Raw genomic sequence first — 21,836 nt, forward strand, 5'->3', positions numbered from 1 at the left:
CGGGCCGCCATGGCCCTGTCGCCAGACCTGGAGGTGTCCAATGAGCAATAACACCGAACCGACGACGTTTACCGGTTGGGCCGCCACATCGGCCGGCGCACCGCTTGAGCGCTACAGCTACGATCCCGGTCCGCTCGGGGATGAAGAAGTCGAAGTCGCCGTGGAATATTGCGGCGTCTGTCACTCCGACCAGTCGCTGATCGACAACGACTGGGGCATCAGCCAGTACCCGTTCATTCCCGGTCACGAAGTGGTGGGTCGCATTGTGCGTGCAGGCCCGCAGGTACGCGGTCTGGAAGTCGGCCAGCGGGTCGGCATCGGCTGGTACAAGAGCAGCTGCATGCATTGCTCGTCCTGCATCGGCGGCTCTCATCACCTTTGCGCGACCGCCAAACCCACGATCATCGGCAGCCACGGCGGATTCGCCGATCGACTGCGTACTCACTGGGCCTGGGCGCTGAAGCTCCCGGACAACATCGACCCTGCCCTCGCCGGCCCGCTGTTCTGCGCAGGCTCCACGGTGTTCAACCCACTGGTGGAATTTGGCATCAAACCCACTGACCGGGTCGGTGTCGCCGGGATCGGCGGTCTCGGTCACCTGGCGCTGCGTTTCCTCAATGCCTGGGGCTGCGACGTCACGGCATTCACCTCGTCACTGAGCAAACAGGACGAAGCCAAGCGCCTCGGCGCCCACAAGGTCGTCGCCTCCACCGACAGCAATGCCTTGAAAGCGATTGCCGGTACTCTGGATTTCCTGCTGATCACCGCCAACGCCAACCTCGACTGGACGGCAATGCTCGCCACCCTGCGCGGCAAAGGCCGGCTGCACTTCGTCGGTATCGTGCCCGACGCGATTCCGGTGCACGTGTTCAATCTGATTCCCCAGCAAAAATCCTTGTCCGCCTCACCGGTGGGCTCGCCTGCCACGGCGGCGACCATGCTGGAGTTCTGCGCGCGGCATCAGATCCTGCCGCAGGTTGAGGAATTTCCGATGAGCCGGGTCAACGAAGCCATCGATCATTTGCGCAGTGGCAAGGCACGGTATCGGATTGTGTTGAACGCCAGCCAGTAAGAGACAGGCAGCAAACTTGCCCTCTCACCTGTTCCAGACCTGCTGACTGGAACAGGTGATCGCTGGCAGGCGTCAGTGATGGCAAGGGATAATGCTAATATGCCACCATTTTAATCCTCAGCAGACTCCGCATGGACGCCACGATTTATCATCTCAAACGTTTATCCCCGATTTTTCTGGTTGTAGCACTGTCCGGTTGCCAGTCGCTCTATGGCATAGACACAACCCCCAAGCCGCCTCCGATTGCATTCGAGATCTTTGATGACGCCCTGAAGGGGCTCCCCACCCCCAACTCGATCGTGCGCGAGGCCGACATCGTCACTTATTTTGTGACATCTCCCGCGAACGGAAAGCTGAATTACATCGCGCGATTTGATGCGGACTGCCATCGACCGGATGCACAAATGGGCTACGCGACCAAATCCGGGCTCGTGGTACTCACGACTGAACGCCGGGGCGCCAGCGATCGTAGACAATTGCCAGACAAGCAAAAGAGCCAATACCTGCACAGCAATCAATTCAAAGACGCATGCGCCCAGACCGCAACACCACAATGGCGAGTGTTTTCGACAGCCGAAGATCAAGTCTGGCAAATGATCGACCAGGCCAACCTGAAAGCAGACGGTAATTCCGTGACGTTCTGGTCAGCCCGGGTGCTACCTGCCGAGATACGGACGCCAGGCTCGTCTTCCTTGTATTCACAGGTCCGGCAACGCTGGACAGCCGACTGCGTCTCGCAGCGACTGACTCCACTCAGCATGTTCCAGCTCAACAGATATGGCCAAGTGCTGGGTGGGGAGTTGAAAACCACGATCGAACCGGTTGACCTGAAAAATCTCGACGATGATCAGCGCCGGATCTTTCAGCAAGTCTGCACCAGGCCGCTGGCGCTGGATCAGCTCAGACTTTTCACCGGCCGTGAGCTGAAGCCCTTTGTGTTGCCGGAGCCCGAGCTGGCGCCAACCGTCAAGCAGGCCATCGAAGCCTTGAAGATGCCCGAGCCGGAAAAAAGCGTCGCTCGTCTGCGACAGTCAACGGTCATTACTTCCCAAGGCCAGCCAAGCGAGCCGCCACGCATGGGGCCGATGAATAAATTCCTTCCGGCCAGGGCGGGCAGCCAACTGACCGAACGTTCAGGCTTCGATCTGCATCAGTCGGTCGAATTGAGTTTTCGCGGATTGATCCCCCTCGCCAAATCCACGTTTGCTTATAAAAGACCTCTGGAAACAGAGGAAGAAGGCCTCACCGATCTCAGGTTCACCGGCGACTGGGCGACCATGCCGCTCGGCGCGCATCTGAGTTACACGATTCAAAGGCCTCACAAGTGGTACGAGGAGCCCAAGCCGCTGATCGAAAAACAGTTCAACTGCGACGTAAAGGAACAAAAGGCTGCCAACGAGATTTATCCGTCCTGGACCGGTACTGCCAAAATCATCGGTTGCACTGGCGCAAACGACATCATCGGTGACGGCACGATCACCTACGCGTATCTGCAGACTTACGGACTGTTTGTACCCCTTCACTTCTCCGGAAAAGGCTGGGAGAAAAAATGGTCCCTCAAGGTCTTTGAGTGATCGGTCCCGGCCTGAGCAGCCATTCGATGTTCAGGCCGGTGCCCAGCGCCGGTGCAGTCCTCGAGCCAGCGCATCAAGGGCAAATCCGAGTACACCGATCAACAGCACCATCGCCATCAATTCCGAGTAGGCCAACCGATCCCGTGTGTCGAGGATGAAGTAGCCCAGCCCTGCGCTGACACCAAGCATTTCGCACGGCACCAGCACGATCCAGAGAATCCCGATCGACAGCCGAACCCCGGTCAACACGTGACCGAGCACGCCGGGCAGGATGACTTTGCGCAAGGTTTCCCAGCGTGTGGCACTGAGGCTGCGGCTCAATTGCAGCCAGCGTGGATCGAGCTGGCGTACCCCGGCGGCGGTGTTCAGCAGGATCGGCCAGATCGCGGCGAAGGTCAGCAGGAAATAGATCGGCTGATCGCCCACGCCCATCAGCATGACCACCACCGGCATCCACGACAGCGGCGAGATCATTCGCAAGAACTGAAAGGCAGGTGTGGTCGCCGATTCGAGATGCCGGTAGCTGCCGATCATCAGCCCCAGCGGCACGCCAATCAGCAAGGCCAGCAGCAAGCCGACCACGATCCGTTTCAGGCTGACCAGCACATGTTCGTAGAGCTCGGCCCGCCCTAATAACTCAACAAGGCTGACCAGAGTCGCCTGCGGCGAAAACCGCGCCGCCAGACCATCGTCCCCACCGGCCAGATGCACCCCCAACCACCACAGCAGCAACAACCCCAGCAATCCTGCCGCGCCCAGCAACCCGTGGACGATGGGTGAACTCGACTTGCTCATCAGAGACTGAACTCCTCGCTGCGCTCAAAGCCTTCGGGCAGGCCGAACGCCTGCATCCCGCCGACCGCTGCAATGGCGTTGCGCACGAAGCGGTCGTCCACCAGATCCCTGGCCGTGTGCTGCGGATCGAGGCTGGCGACGAAGCCCTTGTCGCCTTCGATCAACGTGTCCTTGAGGCGCTTGACCAGTTCTTCGGTGTAGCTGGGGAACGGGTACGGCTGGAAGTCGATGCGCTGCTCGTCCCAATGGCTGTGCTGGATTGCGCCGCTGGCCAGGTATTGCTCGCGATCTGCGGCGGCCGGCGCCAGTACGCGGTTCAACACGGTCTGGGCATGGGGTGTGTAGCGGTTGTCGCCGTCCCTGGATAACAGCTTCGCGGCTTCGGCGCGGTTGTCGCGGGTCCAGAGTTGCGCCTTGACGATTGCGTTGACCACTTTCTGCGACCACTCGGGGCGGTTGTTCAGATCCTGCTCGTGCATGAACACCACGCAGCAGGCGTGATTGCGCCAGACGTCGCCGGTAAAACGCTGCACCCGCCCGACCTTGAGTTCTTCTGCCAACGCATTGAACGGCTCGGCAACGATGTAACCGGCGATGCGTTTGCCGGCCAGTGCCGGCGGCATGTCCGAGGGCGGCAATACCACCAGGTTGACCTCGTTGGCGGCCAGCACGGCGCTTGCCGGTTTGCTCACCGGCAGCAGTCCGTGATCGCGAAACAACTGCTGCACCACCACGTTGTGGATCGAATACCAGAACGGAATCGCCACCGTTTGCCCGGCCAACTGTTTGACCTCGGTGATCCCTGGGGCCACGGTCAGGCCGGAGCCGCCGACATGGTTCCAGGCCACGACCTTGGCCGGCACCTTACTGCCGTAACGGGCCCAGACGGTCATTGGTGACAGCAGATGAATCACGTTGACCTGCCCCGACAGGAACGCCTCGATCACCTGTGCCCAACTGCGCAACAGCACCGGGCGCTCGGCCTGGATGCCTTCGGCTTCGAACAGCCCGTTGTTGTGCGCCACCAGCAATGGCGTGGCGTCGGTGATCGGCAGGTAGCCGATGCGCACCGGCGCGTTCGGCTCCGACGCAGCGCGGGCATTGAGGCTGTTGAGCAGCGGCAGAGCGCCGCCTGCGGTCAGTAAGGCGCTGAGTTTGAGGAAGTCACGACGTGTGTGAGTGAAGTCGTCCAGGCACATGATCAATCTCCGACGGTTCGGGCAAAGGTTGGGTAAGTGGATTGCGGCTCGCCCGCCGAAGGGTTTTGAGGATATCGATACGCAGCGCACCCAGTTCGTCCACCAGCTCGGCGCGGGGCTGAGGCAGGTCGACGCGCCATTCGCCGAGGATCCGCGCCGGGCTGTTACCCAGTAGCAAAATCCGCTCGGAAAGCAGCAGGGCTTCGTCAATGTCGTGAGTGATCAGCAGCGCTGCGGTGTTGTGCTCGGCGATCAGTTGCAACAACAGCTGTTGCATGTCGGCGCGGGTGATTTCATCCAGCGCACCGAACGGTTCGTCGAGCAACAGAACTTGCGGCTGCCGTGCCAGGCACCGGGCCAGTGCGGTGCGCTGGGCCATGCCGCCGGACAACTGCGCCGGGTGAAACTGCCGGGCGTGTTCCAGGCCGACAGCGGCGATGGCGTGGTCGACCCGTGCCTTGCGTTGCTCGGCACTCAGGTGCGGTTGACAGGCGAAGTCGAGGCCGAACGCCACGTTCTTTTCCAGCGTCAGCCAGGGCAACAGGCTCGGGTCCTGAAACGCCACCGCCACCCGTGGATGAGGACCGCTCAGCGGTTCACCGAGCAGGCTGACGCTGCCGCGCTGCGCCGGTTGCAACCCCGCCAGCACCCGCAACAGACTGGATTTGCCGACGCCGCTGGGACCGAGGATCGACACCACTTCACCCGGCTGCAACTGCAAGTCGAACGCCTCCAGCACCGTGTGCCAGCCTTCGGCGCGCGGATAGCCGAGACTGATATCGCGGGCATGCAGCAACGGCTGAGTCATACCGCCGCTTCCCGCTTCTGCCGTTGCAGTTCGGTGCGCAATTGCACCAGGCTCGGCGTGACGATCGGCACGAACGCCGACTCGCGCCAGCGCCGGGCGAACCCGCTGCCATGTTCGGTCAGATAGGCTTTGCCGCCACTGGCCTGCAACTCCAGTTGCACCGCGCTGGCCGCCGATTCGGCAAGGGCGATGCGCAGCTGGAACAACGTAGCGGGCCTTGCCAGGAAGCGGCCATCGAGCAGGCCCTGTTTGAGTTGTTCCACCGTTTGTTGCAACTGTTCGCGCTGTTCGTGCAGCGGCTCCAGCAGGATCGAGCGACCGTCCTGCAAATGGCTTTGCACTTCGCTCAATGCGCGCCGCGCCAGACCGATGGCCAGACCACATTGCAAGCCGAGGAACGCCGGGCGCACCGCCGGCAAAAACGCCCGCGCATCGTCATGCAGCAACCACTCGCGACCGACCTGCACCTGGGCAAAATCGATGGCCGCCGTGTTGCTCGACTGCAAGCCCATCAGTTGCAGATCCGCCGAACGCAACACACCAGTGGCCTCGCCGGGAATCGCCAGTACAAACGGTGAGCCGCCCTCCTCGTGCTCAATCGCAGCGGCGACGACGAAGCCGCTTTTGCGCAGATTGGTCACCCAATGCAACCGGCCTCCGAGGCTCCAGCCGTTGCCTTCGGTGCGAGCGCGCACTTGCAGGGCCTCGATGCCCGAGAGGAATTTCATCGCGTTCGACAGCCCGGTCGCGCCGGCCAGTTCGCCGCTGATCAACGAGGGCAACAGCCGCTCGCGCAGTGCCACGTTCGGGCTCTGCAGCAGGTATTCGATAAACGCCCGCTGGCCCCAGAACACGAAAGCCGCTGCCAGCGAATGACTGGCCACTTCGGCCAACACTTCCACGGCGTCGCTGATGTCGCCGCCGCTGCCGCCCAATGACGGACTGATACCAACCCGCAGGACATCGGCCGCCGCCAGTTGCGTCAGCACCTGCTGTGGGTCGCTGTCGCCCAGGTCCAGGGCCTGGGCGTGGTTGTCCAGCCATTGACTCAATGCCGGATCGAGCATGTCGTTTCTCTCCTTGTACGCAGCGTCAACCATAGACCACGCTGCCTGAATCGATCCGCCGGTCACGCGCGGTACGGCGCCAGCTCCGGGTTGAGCGGCGTATCGGCGAACACGTTGGCGAAGTTGCACAGGGTCGCCAGGCTCACGCCGAGAATCACTTCCAGCGCGTTGCCTTCGGTGTAACCGGCGGCCTTGAACTGGTTGTAGGTCTGTTCACTGACGTTGCCACGGGTGGCGATCACTTCACGGGCGAACGCCGCCAGCGTCTCAAGCTTTTGCTCGGGAACGGTCGCCCGCTCACGCAATGCGCTGACCACTTCCTGTGGCAGTTTTGCCTTGTTCAGCGCGACGGCGGTATGACCTGCGACACAGAAATCGCATCCATGGTTAGTCGCTGCGATCAACTGCACCACTTCGCGCTCGGCCAGGCTCAACTCGGCTTTGCCATTGAGCGCCGATACCGTAACGTAGGTTTCCAGCGCGGCCGGCGCGTTGGCCAGAACGGCCAGCAGGTTCGGAATGAAACCGGAATTCTTCTGTGCATTCTCAAGAAACGGCCGGGCCGCTTCGGGCGCGCTTTGCAAGGTGTGTAGCGTGACGCGTGACATGGGCTGGACTCCTGCTTTTGGGGTGTCGGGCCAGTCTGTTGGTTATAAGAATTCCGATCCATATTCTAAAGTAGCGATTACTTGCTCCTGAGTGTTTCCATTAGATGATTTCGTCCAGCCCACTGGTTGATTGGTTATTAGAGAGCCTCGAACTCGACGCCAGCCTGTTCCATGTCGGCCGCTATTGCGGCGGCTGGCACGCCAGCACGCATGGCCTGGCGCGGGCCAGTTTTCACCTCATCGTTCAGGGCCATTGCTGGCTGCACATCGAGGGCGAGACTCAGGCCTTACGCCTGAATGCCGGCGATGCGGTGTTCCTGCTGCGCGACCTCAACTATCGGCTGTCCAGCGCTGAAGACTCAGGCATCGCGCAGACCTTGCCGCGCATGACCATGACGGCTCTGGACAGCCAGGCAGAGGATGGCGTCGGGCTGGTCTGCGGGTTCTTCCACTTCAAGTCAGGGCTGTCGTCGCTGATCATCGAAGGCTTGCCGCACTGGATCGTCCTGCGAGCGGGGGATCCTTCCTCGAGTGCGGCGCGGGCCTTGTTCGAGTTGATCCTGGAAGAATGCGAACGCCAGCCGACGCCCTCTTCGGCGCTGCTGGAGCGGCTGAGTCACCTGCTGTTTCTGTATGTGCTGCGCCAACAGATGGCCGACAACCCGTCACTCGGCGGACTGGTAGCACTGGCGCGCAATCCGCAATTCGCGCCGCTGCTGGACCGACTGATCGAGCAACCGCAACTGCCGTGGTCACTGGAAAGCATGGCGGCCTGCATCGGACTCTCGCGCTCGGCGTTCTTCAAACGCTTCAACGAACTCGCAGGGCAGTCGCCAGGGCAGGTACTGCTGGCGCTGCGCATCCGCCATGCCTGCCAGTTGCTGAAGAACAATCACACGGTCGAGCAGGTTTGCGCTGCCGTGGGCTATCAGTCGATTGCCGCGTTCACACGGGCGTTTGCCAAGTCGGTGGGGGTGCAACCGGGGGCTTATCGCAAGCAGCATGAGGGGCGCTGAATAAATAACCTAAAAGAATTAATAAATACAAAATCAGTATTTATCGTTATAAAAATATCGGCGTACTCTCAGCTCATCCCGTCATTGATCACAGTGAAGTGCGCCATGAATCCAACCGACAACCTGATCGACTTCGCCGCCTACCGCAAACGCCGTCAAGCTCAGCAACGGGCCCGGGCCATGTGGGAAATGTATGCGCGCAACGCCGGCTACCAGGCTTTTCAGTGGGTGCAGGCCGCTCGTTCCGACGAGCCGCGTCAAGCGTGAACGCACGTGAACCCTCGCGCTTTCTGGCGAGCGCCGACGAACCCGTGCTGGATCTGAACAACCTCGAATCACTGGAAGAAGACCCGATCTGCGAGCGCGTCGCGCAGAACCTGCAACGCCTGCGTGGCAAGCGGCATCTGTCGCTGGATGCCCTCGCCCGCCAGTGCGGCGTGAGCCGGGCGATGCTGGCGCAGATCGAGTCCGGCCGCAGCGTGCCGTCGATCAAGGTGCTGTGCAAAATTGCCAAGGGTTTGAAAGTGTCGGTGGCGGCGTTTCTGGAGCACCGTGCGTTCGAAGGTGTGGCCGTGTTGTCGGCGAGTCAGAGCAAACGGCTGGTAAGCGCCAACGGCGCATTTGTCAGTCGGGCGCTGTTTCCGTTCGATGTGGCGCGCCAATCGGAATTCTACGAATTACGCCTGAGCCCCCTGGGTGAGGATCACTCCGAGGGCCACGGCCCCGGTGTGCAGGAAAATCTGGTGGTGTCACAGGGCGTGCTGGAGATCAGCGTCAACGACGAGCGTTATCTGCTGTCGACCGGCGACTCGATCCTGTTCTACGCCGACCAGCCCCACCGCTATCGCAATCCGGCTGACAGTGAGGCGGTGGCCTATCTGGTTGTCACCTACCCCGAACGTCTGGACTGACAAACGCCTTCACCGAATTCCAGAAATGCAAAAGCCCCCGCAGCATCAAGCTGCGGGGGCTTTTTCATGCGCGGTCAGAAATCAGCAGGTGCAGCACATCATCGGCATGCCGTTGCAGCTCATCATCATCGGCATGCTGCAGTCGTTCATCATCTTCATCATCAGGGCGCAGCAGTTTTTCATCATGTCCATGTTCATGCCCGGCATCGGCATGATTTTGCACATCATGCAGTCGGCCATCATGGTGCATTCCATCACGCACTTCATCGAAGGCATCGGCATGCCCATCATCGGCATCATCATGTTCATCATCGGCATGGCCATGGCCGCCTGGGACATGCACATCATGCTCATGTTGCCGCAATGCATCATCATCGGCATGCCGCAGTCCATCATCATCTGCATCATTTCGCAGCTGTTCTTGAACATCGCCATGTCCATGCCGGCGGCCGGCATCATCTTGCACATCATGCCGTCGTCCATCATTTCACAGGACATGGTTGCCATCATCATCGGCATGCCTGTCATCGGCATCATCGGCATGTTGGCGTTCATCGGCATTTGCATCTGCATGGCGTTCATCATGGTGAAGCTCCCTGAGGATTAAGAACTGGATGAGAAGTTGATGGGGCTGATTCTAAGGATTGGCCAAACCGGAACAAGCTGCCCATCGAGCAGCAAAAAGTGCTGTTCAAACGCTTCAAGTGCAGCATTCCGTGCGCCTTGAACCGTTGCAGCAGCAGAGTAGACGCAATGACAGATCTATCAAATGCAAGAACAGGTTTTTCAACGTCCTGGATATGCGATCCAATACCAAGCAAATAACTTAAAGAAATAATCGTTCTAACCAGCGGGAATTATTTTCACGCCACCAGCTTATTCCATTAGTTAACGACTAATCCACTTTTTAATCTTTTATTGCTATTACCACCTCCTCCTATAATTCGGGACAGTTCTTAACAATAAGGAAGTTCCATGCCGCAACGTTTCCTGATGGCAGCACTGTTCCTGGCGGTCGCCGGTTGTGCCAGCCCTCCTCCTGTTTCCGTACATACCAAAGACCCCGCCAGCTCAACCCTGCAAGGCGATGCCACACGCCCGGCGCAGGCGCAGTGGGTGCGCACCGAGTTGTACTTCTCGGTGGGGCCGATTGATGGCAAGGAAGGCGTGGTAAGCCCGGCGCGCTGGCGCGAGTTTCTCGATCAGGAAGTGACGACGCGTTTTCCGGACGGTTTCAGCGTGTTCGATGCGTATGGGCAGTGGAAAGACCATGATGCGAAAACGCCTGAGCGGCTGGCGACCAAGGTGATTGTGATCCTGCACGAAGGCAGCCCGAAGCGTGAGAGCGACATCGAGGCGATTCGTCTGGCTTACAAACGGATTACAGGGGATCTGTCGGTGCTGCGTTTGTCGCAACCGGCGCAGGTATCGTTCTAATCGCTGGTACGCTGCAGAGCTTGCCGAGGTGTCGACACCAGGCGGCTCAACACCGCCAGCAACAGCGCGCCCACCAGCAACACTCCAATCCCCAAAAACGCCCCCAACCCCACCACCGTCACGCTGGAATACAACATGTACACGCACAACCCGAAAAACAGCAGCGGCAAAATCGGATAAAGCGGCACCCTGATCGGCCGTGGCACTTCGGGAAAGCGCTTGCGCAGGATGATCAACGCCAGGCTGCTCAAACTCAGGAACAACCAGTACACCGGCGTCAGGTACTCGACCATGGTGTTGAAACCGCTCTGGGTAAAACTGCCGAACAACACCAGCAACAACGCCACCGCGCCCTCGGCCAGCAAGGCCTTGCGCGGCACGCCATCGCGTTCGTCCCATTCACCGAAGCGACGCAGTTGCGGCACGTCGCGGGCGGCGGCGTACGTTGTGCGGGCACCGACCAACAGCGTTGAATTGATGGTGGCGATGGCCGCGATACCGACCATCAACAGAATCAGCATCACCCCCGGCGCACCGAATGCGCGGTTCAACAATTCCACCGCCGGCGCGCTGCTCGCGGCCAGGCCTTCGAACCCCAGGCCTTGGACGAACGCCCAGTTCAGTGCCAGGTAGATCGCCATCAACACCGTCAGTGCACCGAGCATGGCAATGAAAATTCCGCGTCGGCCATCGCGCACTTCGGCGGACAGCGTCGCCGCATCACTCCAGCCGCCGAAGGCCAGAAACACGAAGATCATCGCAGCGGAAAATCCTGCCGCCCCCGTGTGCTCAGGTGTGACCGGCGCACTCGGCGCAAGCGGTTCGACACCCTGCCACACCAGCCACACACCGGCGCTGGCAATGCTCAGAAAGCCCACGGCAAGCAGCCCCACCAGCACGGTCTGGGTGATGAAACCGATGTGCTTGCCCGTCAGATTCAGCAGCACCAGTGCGGCAATGATCGCGCCGGCAAACAGCCCCGATCCGTACTGTCCCAGCGGAAAAACCGCGTTGAAATAGTCGGCAAACATGAACGCCGACAACGCGATCCACCCGGTGTGCATCACCGAGAAGCGCGACCAGGCGAACAGGAAACCCATGCGCTCGCCATACGCGGTGCGCAGGAAATGATAGTCACCGCCCGGATGCGGAAACGCGGTGGCCATCTCAGCGAAGCACAAGGCCCCGAACATCGACGCCAATCCGCCGAGGACCCAGACCCAATAGAAGTGTTCCGGCCCGACGTTCAAGGCAACGGTCGGCGCGGTTTTGAGGATGTCGGTGGTGATGACCATGCCCAGCGTGATCAGCAATGCCTGGAATACCGGCAGATGCCGCTTGGGGCCATTGGTTTGAGTCATGAGTGTTCCCGCTGATGAACCGCCATCCTTGGCGGCAAGACTCAGAAGCCGTAGGTGGCGGTGGCGTAGTAGTAAGCGCCGTTGGTGCCGATCGGCGAGAGCACGTCGTACGGCAGGTTGCCGCCGTAGTTGATGGCCGAGCCGGAGCGTTCCGGGTAGTTGTCGGTCAGGTTGTTGCCGCCCAGGGCGATGCTGAATTTCGGGGTAAATTTGTAGGTCACCTCGCCATCCAGTTGCCACACCGCGCCGTAGGTTTGCTCAGGCTGCGAGTCGCCGAAATCGAACACCCGGGTGGTCTCGCCCTGACGAGTCAGACGGCCGAGCAAACCCCAATGTTCGCTGGCCCAGTTGGCAGAAAACACGAAGCGATCCTTCGGTGCCGCATCGGTGAGGGTGTTGGTTTCCTCGACGCCGACCAGTGCATCGTTGCCTATCCCCAACGCGGTCAGTTGCGACGGCGTGCCCTTGGTGCTGGTGACTTTGGTGTGGTTGTAGGTGTACGCGGTGGTCAGGCCCAGTTGCCCTTCGTAGAACGGCTGGTGATAGTTGAGCACCAGTTCGGCACCGTGGGTGCTGGTGTCGGCGGCGTTGGTGAAGAAGTTGACATCGTGCACGCCCGCCACGCCAAAGTTGTCATTGATGTAGCTTTCCAGCGCGTCGCTGCCGATGCGTTGCGACAGCGTGATGCGATCCTTGACGTCGATGCGGAACACGTCGAGCGACGCGTCGAAACGTTCGTTCAACTGGAACGTCAGGCCGAGGCTGTAGTTCTTCGAAGTTTCCGGATCGAGCTTCTGCGCACCGAGGGCACGGGCGATCGGGTCGTTGACCGAGAGCACGCGAATGTCGGTGAGCGTGCCGCCGTCGCCGAAGTTGCTGGTGGTGCTCTGGAAGCCACTTTGCGCCAGCGATGGCGCACGGAAGTTGTTCGATACCGCACCGCGCAACGCCCACTGCTCGGTCAACTTGTAGCGACCACTGAGCTTGCCGGTGAGTTTGCTGCCGGCGTCGTCGTAATGCTCCCAGCGTGTGGCGGCGTCGACGAAGAAACGGTCGGTGAGATCACCGGACAATTCGGCGTAGGTGCCGAACACGTTGCGGTCCAGGTCCGATTCTTCACTCGGGCGCAAACCGTTGGCGCCGTCTGCACCGGAGCCGATGTAAGAGGCCTCGTCACCGGCATACGTCAGGTAGTTTTCGTAGCGGTATTCGCTGCCGAGCGCGAGGACAAAGGAGCGTCCGCCCAGGCGCAGTTCACGGCTGAAATCGAGGTTGGCGGTGGTCTGACGCAACTCGTAATCGCCGGTGTCGAATCGGGTCGGCGAGTCTTCGCCCAGGCTGACGTTGAGGGTGCGCCGGGTGGCTCCATCGAAACGGTTGCGACCGTGGGTGACGCTGCTGTCGAAGTCCCAGTCGTCGCCGATCAGGCCTTTGAAGCCGGCCGTGGCGGAGATGTCCTTGTTGTCGCCGATCGACTGCGGCAAATAACCGTTGGGGTAGAACTGCGGCTGCTCGGACGGATAGCGATAAAACTCGGCGCCTGTAGTGTGCCGCTGGTTGTAGGTACCAAACGAATAAGCCTTGCCGCCGGCCAGCGGCAATTCGCTGTTGAACCAGAGGTTGACGTCCCGCGCGATGCCGTCGCCCATCACGTAGTTGCGCTGGTTCGGTGTGTCGGCAAAACCGTCGTAGCCGGCACGGTTGGTCGGGTTGCGATTCTTGTACTCGGTGCCGCCACGTATGAAGCCGCCCTCTTCGCCCAGCCGCGTGCCGATCTTAGCGGTGGTCACACTGTTCTGGCCGTCGGTGGTGGTTTTGCCGATGGCGTCCTGATGGGTGTGATAGGCGCCGTAGCTGGTGGACACTTCACCGCCCTCGGGGGCGTCGTCGAGGATGATGTTGATCACCCCGGCAATCGCGTCGGAGCCGTACTGCGCACCCGCGCCGTCACGCAGCACTTCGATGCGTTTGATGGCGCTGATCGGGATCGAGTTGAAATCCACCGGCGCCGTGCCGCGACCGATTTTCGACGAGTCATTGACCACCGCCGAGGTGTGCCGACGCTTGCCGTTGACCAGCACCAGCACCTGATCCGGGCTCATGCCGCGCAACTGTGCGGCACGCACGTGGTCGGCGCCGCCAGAGTTGGACTGGCGCGGAAAACTGAACGACGGCAACAGCGTCTGCAACGCCTGACCGAGTTCGCCATCACTGGCGCCGGCGGTCTTCAGGTCTTCGGCAGTCAGCACGTCCACCGGTACCGGTGAATCCAGCACCGTACGTGCGGTGCCCCGGGTGCCGGTGACCAGCACGGTACCCAGCCGTGTGTCATCGTCGGCGCGCGCGGAAGTCTCTTCGGCTTGCGCAGGAAGTTGCCAGATTGCACTGACAACAGCGATGGCGAGTAATGAACGCGAACGGTGAATCATGCGACAGCTCCTTGAATCGCAGTTAATAACCGGCCGCTGCCGAATCATTAAGCGTCGGCAATCAGTGCACAGTAATTTCTGCTGTAGTTTTGATGTTCAGAAAGGCAGCGAAGTGTGTCGAACAACTATCGACTGTTAGAGTGCAAGAACCCAAAAGTTAGTAGAACCCCCTGTTTACCGATCCTAGATGAGTGGTCGCCCGCCGCAAAAGAACCAATAACGCTTAGGTTATGCCCAACGAACGGAGTGTTGCCTGAGCAACACTTGTGTTTACGCAACAACATGAACAACCAACTAACGAACAACTAATCACGCACAAAAACTCACGCCTCGCTGTTGTAGAGCACGTTTTTAATCTGTGTTTTTTTCGGCGCGAAGTTAAATGCCGTCAGTCGAAATCCTTTTCCCGCCAGGCATCTTCGGCTATGTCCAGCGCATCACCGCTGAAGCGCTGTTCAATGAACGGATCGGCGTGCAAATGAAAGCCGTTGCGCTCCCAGAAGCCCGGTTGTTCCTGATCGGTGAACTCGAGCCCGCGCAGCCATTTCGCGCTCTTCCAGTAGTACCTACCTGCCACCACCAGACGCAGCGGCCAGCCATGTTGCGCAGTCAGCGGCTGACCGTCGTAATGAGTGGCCAGCAGACTGTCCGGGTGCAACAGATCTTCGAGACGCAGGTTGGTCTGGTAATCGTGATCGGCGTGGGCCATGACGAAGGACGACGTCGGCCGGATGTCCAGGGCCTGCAACAGATCCTGCAGGTGCACCCCGCTCCAGCGGGTGTCGAACTTCGACCAGCGTGTCACGCAATGAATGTCGCATTGCAACGAGCGTTGCGGCAGCGCTTGCAGATCGGCGTAGGTCAGCTCGACCGGGTTTGCCAAGGTGCCGAACAGGCGCAGTGACCACGTCGCCAGGTCATACGCCGGCACCTCGCCTTCGTGCAGGATCGGGAAACGCTCCGTCAGCACCTGCCCCGGTGGCAGCCGTTCGCCCAGCGCCACATCGGCTTGCGGCGAACGGCTTTTGCGCAGGCGCGCAGCCTTGTCGTGCATGTCGGTTCCTCAGTTCGCCACAGGAATCCACGACGCTCGCGCCACATTGGCGGTATCGCCGAAGGACGGCAGTTTCTGCCCCAGATCCCGCACGTTTTTCACGTCCAGATCCAGCAATTGCTGGCGGGTGATCAGGGTCGGCGGCACCAGCACCTTGTGCCCCGGACTTTCCCCGGCGATCAGCAGCGCCAGACTGCGCACGCTGATCGCGCCGGCCACTTGCGGATTGACCGCTGCCGTCGCGGCCCAGGCACTGTTCGGCTCTTTCATGATCTGGATGTCGGCGGTGGAAATGTCGGCGCTGTAGATCTTCACTTTGCTGCTCAGACCCGCCTCGTCCACGGCGATTTTCGCGCCTTTGGCGAACTCGTCGAACGGCGCGAAGATCACGCTGATTCCCGGATTGGCCCGCAACACGGCGCTGGCCTGATCGGCCACCGAGTTGGCAATCGGCGGATTGAGCGTGCCAAAACGGGCCTTCTCGATGATCCCCGGATTGCTCGCCTTGACCTGGCTCCAGATCTCGTCGCGGCGTTCCATCGGTGTGAAGCCGCTGATGTAGACGTAGCCTGCGTCGAAACGGGTGCCGTTGTCCTTGACTGCTTGATCGAGTGCCAGACGCGCCAGCGCGTGGTGATCCTGCTCAACCTGAGTCACTTGTGGCGTGTTCAGGTCGACGTCGAACGCAACCACCTTGATGCCTTTGGCCAACGCACGGTCGATCGGCCCCTTGAGAGTTTCCGCCAGACCCAGTTGCACGATGATCCCGTCGACGCCAAGGTCGGCGGCCTGATCGATCATCTCGCCCTGACTGGCCGCCTGCTGTCGCGCGTCGAACACCCGCAGGTTGGCGCCCAGCGCTTCGGTCTGTCTCTCGACGCCGCGCAGGTAGGCTTCGGGGAAATCCCCGGAGAACAGATAACCCACCAGCGCGATCTGTACCTGACCTTTATCGAACGGTGCCGGCGCCCCCGGCAAGGCTTTGGCCTGGGCATTGAGCGCCAGTGCCGAGAGCAAGGCACCAGCGAGACAATGGCGTGCGAACTGCTTGATTGAACCGTGCATGGATCTTTCCTTGAAGCTTCAATGAACCGGCTCAGCGCGCCCGATGCGCGAGGCCGAAGGTGAACATCAGGGCCAGCACCAGCACCAGTCCCTTGACGAAATCCTGCGCGTAATACGGCGCGTTGAGCATGGTCAGGCCGTTGAGCAACGAGGCCACCAGCAACGCACCGACCAGCGTGCCGAACGCGTTGGGCTTCTTCGCGCCGAGCACGGCAAAGCCGATCAGCGCAGCACCCAGTGCATCCAGCACCAGACCGTTGCCGGAACTGACATCGCCGCGCCCCAGGCGCGCCGCCAACAACAATCCGCCGAGCGACGCCAGCAGCGCCGAGAGCACATAAGCGAGCAGCTTGAAGCGCTGCACCGGCGCACCGGCCAGACGCGCCGCCTGCTCGTTGCCGCCAATCGCATAGAACAACCGACCGATGCGCGTGCGTTCGAGAAACAGCCACACCGCCACCGCGACAACCGCCGTGATCAACACCGGAATCGGCACGACGTCCCACAGCCGCCCGCGCCCAAGCGCCAGAAACAACGCACTGAACGCGCCTTCGGCTTCGTCGCCATTGGGCAGGGTCATGCCCACCGCAATCGAGCGTCCGCCGGTGGGAATCAGTTGCACGCCGATCACCAGGAACATGCTGCCGAGCGTTGCGAGAATGTCCGGCACGCGCATCTTCACGATCAGCCAGCCGTTGAGCAGCCCGACCAGCGCGCCACCGGCCAGGCTGATCAGCACCGCCGGCACCGCGCCCCAACCGAGCACCACCATCACGTAACCGGCGATCATCAGGCTCATGGCCGCCACCGCACCGATGGACAGATCCAGCCCGCCGACAGCCATGGTCAGGGTCACACCCAACGCCAGCAGCGCGACAATCGACACCGACTGCAAGATGCTGAACAGGTTGCCGACCCGCAGGAACGCTGGTTCAGCGACACTGAAAAACACCACGATCAACGCCAGCACCCACAGCAGGCCGTAGCGAATCAACGCTTGCACGAAGCGCTCGGACGGCGCCGGGGCGGATGACAACAGGGAACTCGAATCAGGCACTCGCTCTACTCCTTGGCGCGGCTTGAACAAAAGAATTTTCTGGATCAGTGCCGGCCAGCGCGGCGACCAGGGTGGCGCGATCCAGCCCGGCACGCGGGTACTCGGCCACCACGGCGTGATCGCGTACCAGCAGGATCCGGTCGGCGATTTCCAGGGCTTCATCGACATCCGCACAGATCACCAGCGTGGCACGACCGTCGGCGCTATCACGCAGCAGCTGACCGATCTCGCGTCGGGCACGCACATCAACGCCTTGAAAGGGCTCATCGAGGATCAACACCCTGCCCTCGCCAAGCAGCCAGCGACCGAGCACGACTTTCTGTTGATTGCCGCCGGACAGCGCGCTCATCGGCACATCGATGCCGGCGGTCTTGATTCCCAGCGCCGCGACTTGCGCTTCCACCGCTGCCGCTTCGGCGCGGTTGCGGATGAAACCGCCACGGGTGAAGCGTTCGAGGAACGGCAGGGTCAGGGTGCGACGCAGGGAAAAATCCGGCACCAGCGATTGGCTGGCCCGGTCTTCGGCGGCGAAGAACACCCCGCTCTGGATCGCCACCCGAGGCGAGCCCGGTTGCCAGTCGGCGCCATCCAGTTGCAATGATCCGGACAAGGGTTTGCGCAGACCGAACAGCACTTCGGCGATCTCGCTTTTGCCGGCACCGAGCAATCCGGTCAGCACCACGACTTCGCCTTCATGCAGGGTCAGGTCAAAGGCTCGGGTGCGCGGCAGCAGTTTCACGTCGTGCAGCTTCAGCACTTCGCGCCCCGCCGCTCGCGGCGTATAGACATGCGTCTCCAGCGCCTGGCCGAGCATGGCCTCCAGCGCCTGAGGCAATTGCCGGGCACTGAATTCGCCGGCCAGTTGCCCGTCACGCAGGACGATGGCGCGATCCGCCACCCGTTGCAGATCCGACAGGCGATGGGAGATATAAATGATCGCCACGCCCCGACTGCGCAGCGTGTCGATCAGGCCGAACAGGCGCTGCGCTTCGGCATCCGAGAGCGCTGCTGTCGGTTCGTCGAGAATCAGCAACCGTGGTTGCAACGCGAAGGCGCGGGCCAGCACCACCAGTTGCCGCTCGGCCTGGCCGAGGTGCTCGATCGGTTGTTCCAGCGGCAGCACCAGACCGAGCCCGGCAGCAATGTTCGCGGCGCGCTCCAGCAGGCGTTTGCGGTTGAGCCAGAAGTCGCCGTCCGGCCGGCACAGTTCATCGAGCAGCAGGTTTTCTGCCACGCTCAATCCGGGCGCGATGCCTTCGTTGATCTGTTGATGAACCGCAACGATGCCGACCCGCCGAGCGGATAGCGGCGAGTTGAATTGCCGGGGCTGACCGTCGACCTGAATCTCGCCGCTGTCGGCCGATTGGCTGCCGGCGAGGATCTTCACCAGCGTCGACTTGCCCGCGCCGTTGGCACCGAGCAACGCAACCACTTCGGCAGGAAATATCTCCAGGCTGACCCGATCCAGCGCACGGTTCGAGCCGAAGGTCTTGCTCAGTTCACGTACACGAATCAGCGGCTCGGAGGCCACGGCGACAGGCGCACTCATACAAATCCTTAAAGTCGATGGGCCAGTGTGTGGCGCCCATCAGCAAGAAAATTCTGCAGAGCCTTTGATCGATTCAGCGCGTGCCGTCATGGCAATCGAGGGTTCTATTATTTGAAAGTCTGATTGGTGAGTCAGTAAAAGCTAAACGATCTTAAAAACAACAAACAAATACCGTTTTGGTATTAGCTTAGGCCCGGTACCGCCGTGCATGTCCGCGAGATCGGAGCAGGTGCACTCAAGCCATCACTCCGGCAACCCCGCAAGTCGAAGCCCTTCAATGAACCGGGCAAAATCCTCGGGCCGTTGAATCGGCAGCCAGTCCTTGAGGTGGCCAAGGCGCAACGCCGGATTCAGCGTCTGCAAACGCTGCATCGCCCAGCGGGCTTTATCCGGACGCCCGCCCAGCGCATGACTGGCCGCCACCAGCGCCGCCGCCACCAACAGCGTGGGCAGGTTGCCCAAGGCTTTTTCGGCGAAATCTGCCGAGGCCTCGAAGTCCCCGGCGAAGTAATGCGCCAGAGCCATGCCGACGTGCATTCTGAACATTTCCGGGTCCAGCGGGCTCAAGCGCGCAGCATGGTTCAAGTCCTTGATGGCCGGCGCGGTTTCACCGCGAAGTGCACGCAGGATTCCGCCAAGAAACCACGCGGGTGCGAGATTGGGATTGAGCAGGCGCGCGCGGTCGAGCAATGCGATGCCGGCGTCCACATCCCCCGCCAGGTGCGCAAGCGCATGTCCGCCGCGCGTCAACGCCACAGCGTCATCGCGCCCCAGCGTGACCGCCAGACGCGCCAGGCGTATGCCCTCGGCGATCTCGGCTGGCCGATCTGTCATCCAGCCATTGAGCTTGCGCCAGAAGTGACACCAGGCGGCCATGCCATAGGCAGAAGCGAATTCCGGATCGAGTTCGAGGGTCTTGTAGAACATCGGCAGCGCCTGCTCGATGGCCTCCTGGGTGCCGCTGTGCAGCTTTGCCATGGCGCGCAAGTAGTAATCGTAGGCGTCCAGGCTTTCCGTCGGTTTGCGTTTGGCGCGCTCGATCTCCGCGCGCTCCAGTTGTGGCGCGATGGCCCCGACGACACTTTCGGTGATTTGATCCTGCAGCTTGAAGATGTCGTCGAGGGTGCCTTCGAACCGCTCGGCCCAGATGTGTGCCCCGCTCGTGGCGTCGATCAGTTGCCCGGTGATGCGCACCCGGTTTCCGCATTTGCGCACACTGCCTTCCAGCACATAGCGCACGCCCAGTTCCTGACCGACCCCTTGGGCATCGACCGTGCGCCCCTTGAACGTGAAGCTCGAATTGCGTGCGATGACGAACAACCAGCGCAGACGCGACAACGCCGCGATGATGTCCTCCACGACACCGTCGGCAAAGTAATCCTGTTCGGGATCGCCGCTCAGATTGTAGAAAGGCAGGACGGTGATCGAGGGTTTGTCCGGCAGCGCCAATACGCGGGGAGATGCAGTTGAGCTCTCGTCGGTGTCAGGCACCGGCTCGGTCATATCGGAACTGACTTGACCAATGAAACGATAGCCCTTGCGAGCGACCGTGCGCAGCAGACGCTGCTCCTCGCCGGTATCACCGATAGCCTTGCGCACGGCGTTGATGTGGCTGGTGATCGTCGATTCGGAAACGATGCGACCGCTCCATACCGTGCCGAGCAATTCGTCCTTGCTCAGCACGCGTTCGGGGTTGTTGACGAACAGCAGCAACAGATCGAAGACCTGCGGGCCGACGGCCACGACCTGCCCGCGCAAGGTCAGCTCGCGACGTTCCTGATCCAGTACATAGTCTTCAAACGTGAATGGCACAGCGAACGTCCCTTGGCGACGCGCCTTCAACTCCGTGTCCCGGGCGGCAGATGGTGAGAAGTCGAGAACGATAATACGCCTGACTTGAACACGCTACTGCGTCCATTCCGGGGCGCAGGCTGGACAAAAATGCAAGAGTTCGACAAGGCAAACCCAAGGTCGCCACAAGGACTTCTCTCCCCTGCACCGGCACTCTCCATTCCAACGACGCCAATGGTTGGCGTCATCGAGGAGAGACCCCATGAAGATCGTCGTTATCGGAGGCTCCGGCCTCATCGGCTCGAAACTGGTGAACCTTCTTCGCGAGCGCGGCCATGACGTGCTCGCCGCCAGCCCCAGCACGGGCGTCAACAGCATCACCCGCGAAGGTCTGGCGGCCGCCATGGACGGCACCGACGTCGTGGTCGACGTGGCCAATGCTCCGTCGTGGGAGGATCAGGCCGTCCTCGACTTCTTCGAAACCTCGAGCCGCAACCTGCTGGCGGCCGAGGCTGCTGCCGGGGTGCGTCATCACGTTGCACTGTCGATTGTCGGGTGTGAACGCTTGCCCGAGGCCGGCTATATGCGCGCCAAGGTGGCCCAGGAAAACCTGATCAAGGCATCCGGCATGCCTTACTCGATCCTGCGGGCCACGCAGTTTTTCGAATTTGTCGGTGGCATCGCTGAATCCTTTGCCGTCGCCGATGAACTTCGCGTGCCACCAGCGCTGATTCAACCGATTGCTTCTGACGACGTGGTGGCGGCGCTGGCAGACGTCGTCCTGGCCGCCCCGCTCAACGGCTCAGTGGATGTCGGCGGGCCTGAAGCACTGCCGCTGGACGAATTGGTCCGACGCTTCCTGCAGGCGAGCCAGGACAACCGCAAGGTCGTACCGGACGTGCATGCACGCTACTACGGGACGTTGCTCGACGATCAATCGCTGGTCACCGGCAAGCAGTCGCGCCTGGGTGCCATTCGTTTTGAAGACTGGATCGCTCGGTCGACAGCGCGATAGTCATTCGCGCCATTCCCTTCCCTTTTTG

Annotated in this window: 20 protein-coding genes; 7 read left to right on the forward strand and 13 right to left on the reverse strand. The window is 61.2% G+C overall.

Going from position 1 to position 21,836, the window contains the following annotated elements; translation table 11 throughout:
- Positions 1 to 40 precede the first annotated feature (40 nt).
- On the forward strand, positions 41 to 1,072 hold the full coding sequence (ahr, locus tag AC1RMX_RS27545; protein ID WP_493073631.1) for an NADPH-dependent aldehyde reductase Ahr: 1,032 nt from the start codon (positions 41 to 43) through the stop codon (positions 1,070 to 1,072).
- 131 nt (positions 1,073 to 1,203) lie between these two features.
- Entirely contained in the window at positions 1,204 to 2,646 is a 1,443-nt protein-coding gene (locus tag AC1RMX_RS27550; RefSeq protein ID WP_493073632.1) for a hypothetical protein, read from the forward strand.
- Positions 2,647 to 2,676: 30 nt separating this feature from the next.
- On the opposite strand, the gene AC1RMX_RS27555 is transcribed toward AC1RMX_RS27550, so the two are convergent.
- From AC1RMX_RS27555 to AC1RMX_RS27575, 5 genes are all read right to left on the reverse strand, one after another.
- Positions 2,677 to 3,441: an ABC transporter permease gene (locus tag AC1RMX_RS27555; RefSeq protein ID WP_493073633.1), complete on the reverse strand. Its 765-nt coding sequence runs from the start codon at positions 3,439 to 3,441 to the stop codon at positions 2,677 to 2,679.
- Positions 3,441 to 4,640, reverse strand: coding sequence for an ABC transporter substrate-binding protein (locus tag AC1RMX_RS27560; protein WP_493073635.1), 1,200 nt, complete (start codon positions 4,638 to 4,640; stop codon positions 3,441 to 3,443). Before AC1RMX_RS27560 ends, AC1RMX_RS27555 begins: the two co-directional genes overlap by 1 nt.
- Entirely contained in the window at positions 4,606 to 5,448 is an 843-nt protein-coding gene (locus AC1RMX_RS27565) for an ABC transporter ATP-binding protein (protein WP_493073636.1), read from the reverse strand. The genes AC1RMX_RS27560 and AC1RMX_RS27565 overlap by 35 nt, the downstream gene beginning before the upstream one ends.
- Positions 5,445 to 6,515, reverse strand: coding sequence for an acyl-CoA dehydrogenase family protein (locus AC1RMX_RS27570; RefSeq protein WP_493073637.1), 1,071 nt, complete (start codon positions 6,513 to 6,515; stop codon positions 5,445 to 5,447). Before AC1RMX_RS27570 ends, AC1RMX_RS27565 begins: the two co-directional genes overlap by 4 nt.
- A 62-nt stretch (positions 6,516 to 6,577) precedes the next feature.
- Entirely contained in the window at positions 6,578 to 7,123 is a 546-nt protein-coding gene (locus tag AC1RMX_RS27575) for a carboxymuconolactone decarboxylase family protein (protein ID WP_493073638.1), read from the reverse strand.
- A gap of 104 nt (positions 7,124 to 7,227) precedes the next feature.
- Here AC1RMX_RS27575 and AC1RMX_RS27580 point away from each other — a divergent pair, with 104 nt between their 5' ends.
- The 3 genes from AC1RMX_RS27580 to AC1RMX_RS27590 all read left to right on the forward strand — a co-directional run bounded on the left by AC1RMX_RS27580 (position 7,228) and on the right by AC1RMX_RS27590 (position 9,050).
- On the forward strand, positions 7,228 to 8,139 hold the full coding sequence (locus AC1RMX_RS27580) for an AraC family transcriptional regulator (protein WP_096821634.1): 912 nt from the start codon (positions 7,228 to 7,230) through the stop codon (positions 8,137 to 8,139).
- A 105-nt stretch (positions 8,140 to 8,244) separates the two neighbouring features.
- A complete protein-coding gene (locus AC1RMX_RS27585; protein WP_170929559.1) occupies positions 8,245 to 8,406 on the forward strand; it encodes a hypothetical protein in 162 nt (53 codons plus the stop codon).
- 53 nt (positions 8,407 to 8,459) lie between these two features.
- Positions 8,460 to 9,050, forward strand: coding sequence for a helix-turn-helix domain-containing protein (locus tag AC1RMX_RS27590; protein ID WP_493073664.1), 591 nt, complete (start codon positions 8,460 to 8,462; stop codon positions 9,048 to 9,050).
- Between the two features lie 81 nt (positions 9,051 to 9,131).
- Here AC1RMX_RS27590 and AC1RMX_RS27595 read toward each other — a convergent pair whose 3' ends face one another.
- A complete protein-coding gene (locus AC1RMX_RS27595) occupies positions 9,132 to 9,635 on the reverse strand; it encodes a hypothetical protein (RefSeq protein ID WP_493073640.1) in 504 nt (167 codons plus the stop codon).
- Between the two features lie 390 nt (positions 9,636 to 10,025).
- Between AC1RMX_RS27595 and AC1RMX_RS27600 the strand changes: the two genes are divergently transcribed.
- Positions 10,026 to 10,487 carry a DUF3574 domain-containing protein gene (locus AC1RMX_RS27600; protein ID WP_096821632.1) on the forward strand — a complete coding sequence of 154 codons (462 nt, stop codon included), beginning with the start codon at positions 10,026 to 10,028 and terminating at the stop codon, positions 10,485 to 10,487.
- Here AC1RMX_RS27600 and AC1RMX_RS27605 read toward each other — a convergent pair.
- From AC1RMX_RS27605 to AC1RMX_RS27635, 7 genes are all read right to left on the reverse strand, one after another.
- Positions 10,484 to 11,848: an APC family permease gene (locus AC1RMX_RS27605; protein WP_493073641.1), complete on the reverse strand. Its 1,365-nt coding sequence runs from the start codon at positions 11,846 to 11,848 to the stop codon at positions 10,484 to 10,486. The two genes, AC1RMX_RS27600 and AC1RMX_RS27605, sit on opposite strands and share 4 nt — an antisense overlap.
- 41 nt (positions 11,849 to 11,889) lie before the next feature.
- Positions 11,890 to 14,277 (reverse strand): TonB-dependent receptor plug domain-containing protein, encoded by a 2,388-nt coding sequence (locus AC1RMX_RS27610; RefSeq protein WP_493073642.1) that lies wholly within the window; start codon positions 14,275 to 14,277, stop codon positions 11,890 to 11,892.
- Between the two features lie 388 nt (positions 14,278 to 14,665).
- Positions 14,666 to 15,331, reverse strand: a complete 666-nt coding sequence (locus AC1RMX_RS27615) for a sulfite oxidase-like oxidoreductase (RefSeq protein ID WP_493073644.1) — start codon at positions 15,329 to 15,331, stop codon at positions 14,666 to 14,668.
- A gap of 9 nt (positions 15,332 to 15,340) precedes the next feature.
- Complete coding sequence (locus AC1RMX_RS27620) at positions 15,341 to 16,396, reverse strand: substrate-binding domain-containing protein (protein ID WP_493073645.1); 1,056 nt, start codon at positions 16,394 to 16,396, stop codon at positions 15,341 to 15,343.
- A 31-nt stretch (positions 16,397 to 16,427) separates the two neighbouring features.
- On the reverse strand, positions 16,428 to 17,453 hold the full coding sequence (locus AC1RMX_RS27625; RefSeq protein ID WP_493073646.1) for an ABC transporter permease: 1,026 nt from the start codon (positions 17,451 to 17,453) through the stop codon (positions 16,428 to 16,430).
- Positions 17,446 to 19,002: a sugar ABC transporter ATP-binding protein gene (locus AC1RMX_RS27630; RefSeq protein ID WP_493073647.1), complete on the reverse strand. Its 1,557-nt coding sequence runs from the start codon at positions 19,000 to 19,002 to the stop codon at positions 17,446 to 17,448. The genes AC1RMX_RS27625 and AC1RMX_RS27630 overlap by 8 nt, the downstream gene beginning before the upstream one ends.
- Positions 19,003 to 19,245: 243 nt before the next feature.
- The gene (locus tag AC1RMX_RS27635; RefSeq protein WP_493073649.1) at positions 19,246 to 20,814 is read right to left on the reverse strand and encodes a winged helix-turn-helix domain-containing tetratricopeptide repeat protein; all 1,569 of its coding nucleotides are present in this window, start codon (positions 20,812 to 20,814) and stop codon (positions 19,246 to 19,248) included.
- A 241-nt stretch (positions 20,815 to 21,055) separates the two neighbouring features.
- On the opposite strand from AC1RMX_RS27635, the gene AC1RMX_RS27640 reads away from it, so the two are divergent.
- Complete coding sequence (locus tag AC1RMX_RS27640) at positions 21,056 to 21,808, forward strand: SDR family oxidoreductase (RefSeq protein WP_096821625.1); 753 nt, start codon at positions 21,056 to 21,058, stop codon at positions 21,806 to 21,808.
- The last annotated feature ends 28 nt before the right edge of the window (positions 21,809 to 21,836 follow it).

The sequence above is a fragment of the Pseudomonas sp. GW822-FHT03F04 genome (assembly GCF_058801405.1).

Excerpts from the sequence above, each read along its gene's own strand:
- ahr (WP_493073631.1), top strand. The coding sequence starts at position 41 with ATGAGCAATAACACCGAACCGACGACGTTTACCGGTTGGGCCGCCACA.
- AC1RMX_RS27550 (WP_493073632.1), top strand. The coding sequence starts at position 1,204 with ATGGACGCCACGATTTATCATCTCAAACGTTTATCCCCGATTTTTCTG.
- AC1RMX_RS27555 (WP_493073633.1), bottom strand. The coding sequence starts at position 3,441 with ATGAGCAAGTCGAGTTCACCCATCGTCCACGGGTTGCTGGGCGCGGCA.
- AC1RMX_RS27560 (WP_493073635.1), bottom strand. The coding sequence starts at position 4,640 with ATGTGCCTGGACGACTTCACTCACACACGTCGTGACTTCCTCAAACTC.
- AC1RMX_RS27565 (WP_493073636.1), bottom strand. The coding sequence starts at position 5,448 with ATGACTCAGCCGTTGCTGCATGCCCGCGATATCAGTCTCGGCTATCCG.
- AC1RMX_RS27570 (WP_493073637.1), bottom strand. The coding sequence starts at position 6,515 with ATGCTCGATCCGGCATTGAGTCAATGGCTGGACAACCACGCCCAGGCC.
- AC1RMX_RS27575 (WP_493073638.1), bottom strand. The coding sequence starts at position 7,123 with ATGTCACGCGTCACGCTACACACCTTGCAAAGCGCGCCCGAAGCGGCC.
- AC1RMX_RS27580 (WP_096821634.1), top strand. The coding sequence starts at position 7,228 with ATGATTTCGTCCAGCCCACTGGTTGATTGGTTATTAGAGAGCCTCGAA.
- AC1RMX_RS27585 (WP_170929559.1), top strand. The coding sequence starts at position 8,245 with ATGAATCCAACCGACAACCTGATCGACTTCGCCGCCTACCGCAAACGC.
- AC1RMX_RS27595 (WP_493073640.1), bottom strand. The coding sequence starts at position 9,635 with ATGATGAACGCCATGCAGATGCAAATGCCGATGAACGCCAACATGCCG.
- AC1RMX_RS27600 (WP_096821632.1), top strand. The coding sequence starts at position 10,026 with ATGCCGCAACGTTTCCTGATGGCAGCACTGTTCCTGGCGGTCGCCGGT.
- AC1RMX_RS27605 (WP_493073641.1), bottom strand. The coding sequence starts at position 11,848 with ATGACTCAAACCAATGGCCCCAAGCGGCATCTGCCGGTATTCCAGGCA.
- AC1RMX_RS27610 (WP_493073642.1), bottom strand. The coding sequence starts at position 14,277 with ATGATTCACCGTTCGCGTTCATTACTCGCCATCGCTGTTGTCAGTGCA.
- AC1RMX_RS27615 (WP_493073644.1), bottom strand. The coding sequence starts at position 15,331 with ATGCACGACAAGGCTGCGCGCCTGCGCAAAAGCCGTTCGCCGCAAGCC.
- AC1RMX_RS27620 (WP_493073645.1), bottom strand. The coding sequence starts at position 16,396 with ATGCACGGTTCAATCAAGCAGTTCGCACGCCATTGTCTCGCTGGTGCC.
- AC1RMX_RS27630 (WP_493073647.1), bottom strand. The coding sequence starts at position 19,002 with ATGAGTGCGCCTGTCGCCGTGGCCTCCGAGCCGCTGATTCGTGTACGT.
- AC1RMX_RS27640 (WP_096821625.1), top strand. The coding sequence starts at position 21,056 with ATGAAGATCGTCGTTATCGGAGGCTCCGGCCTCATCGGCTCGAAACTG.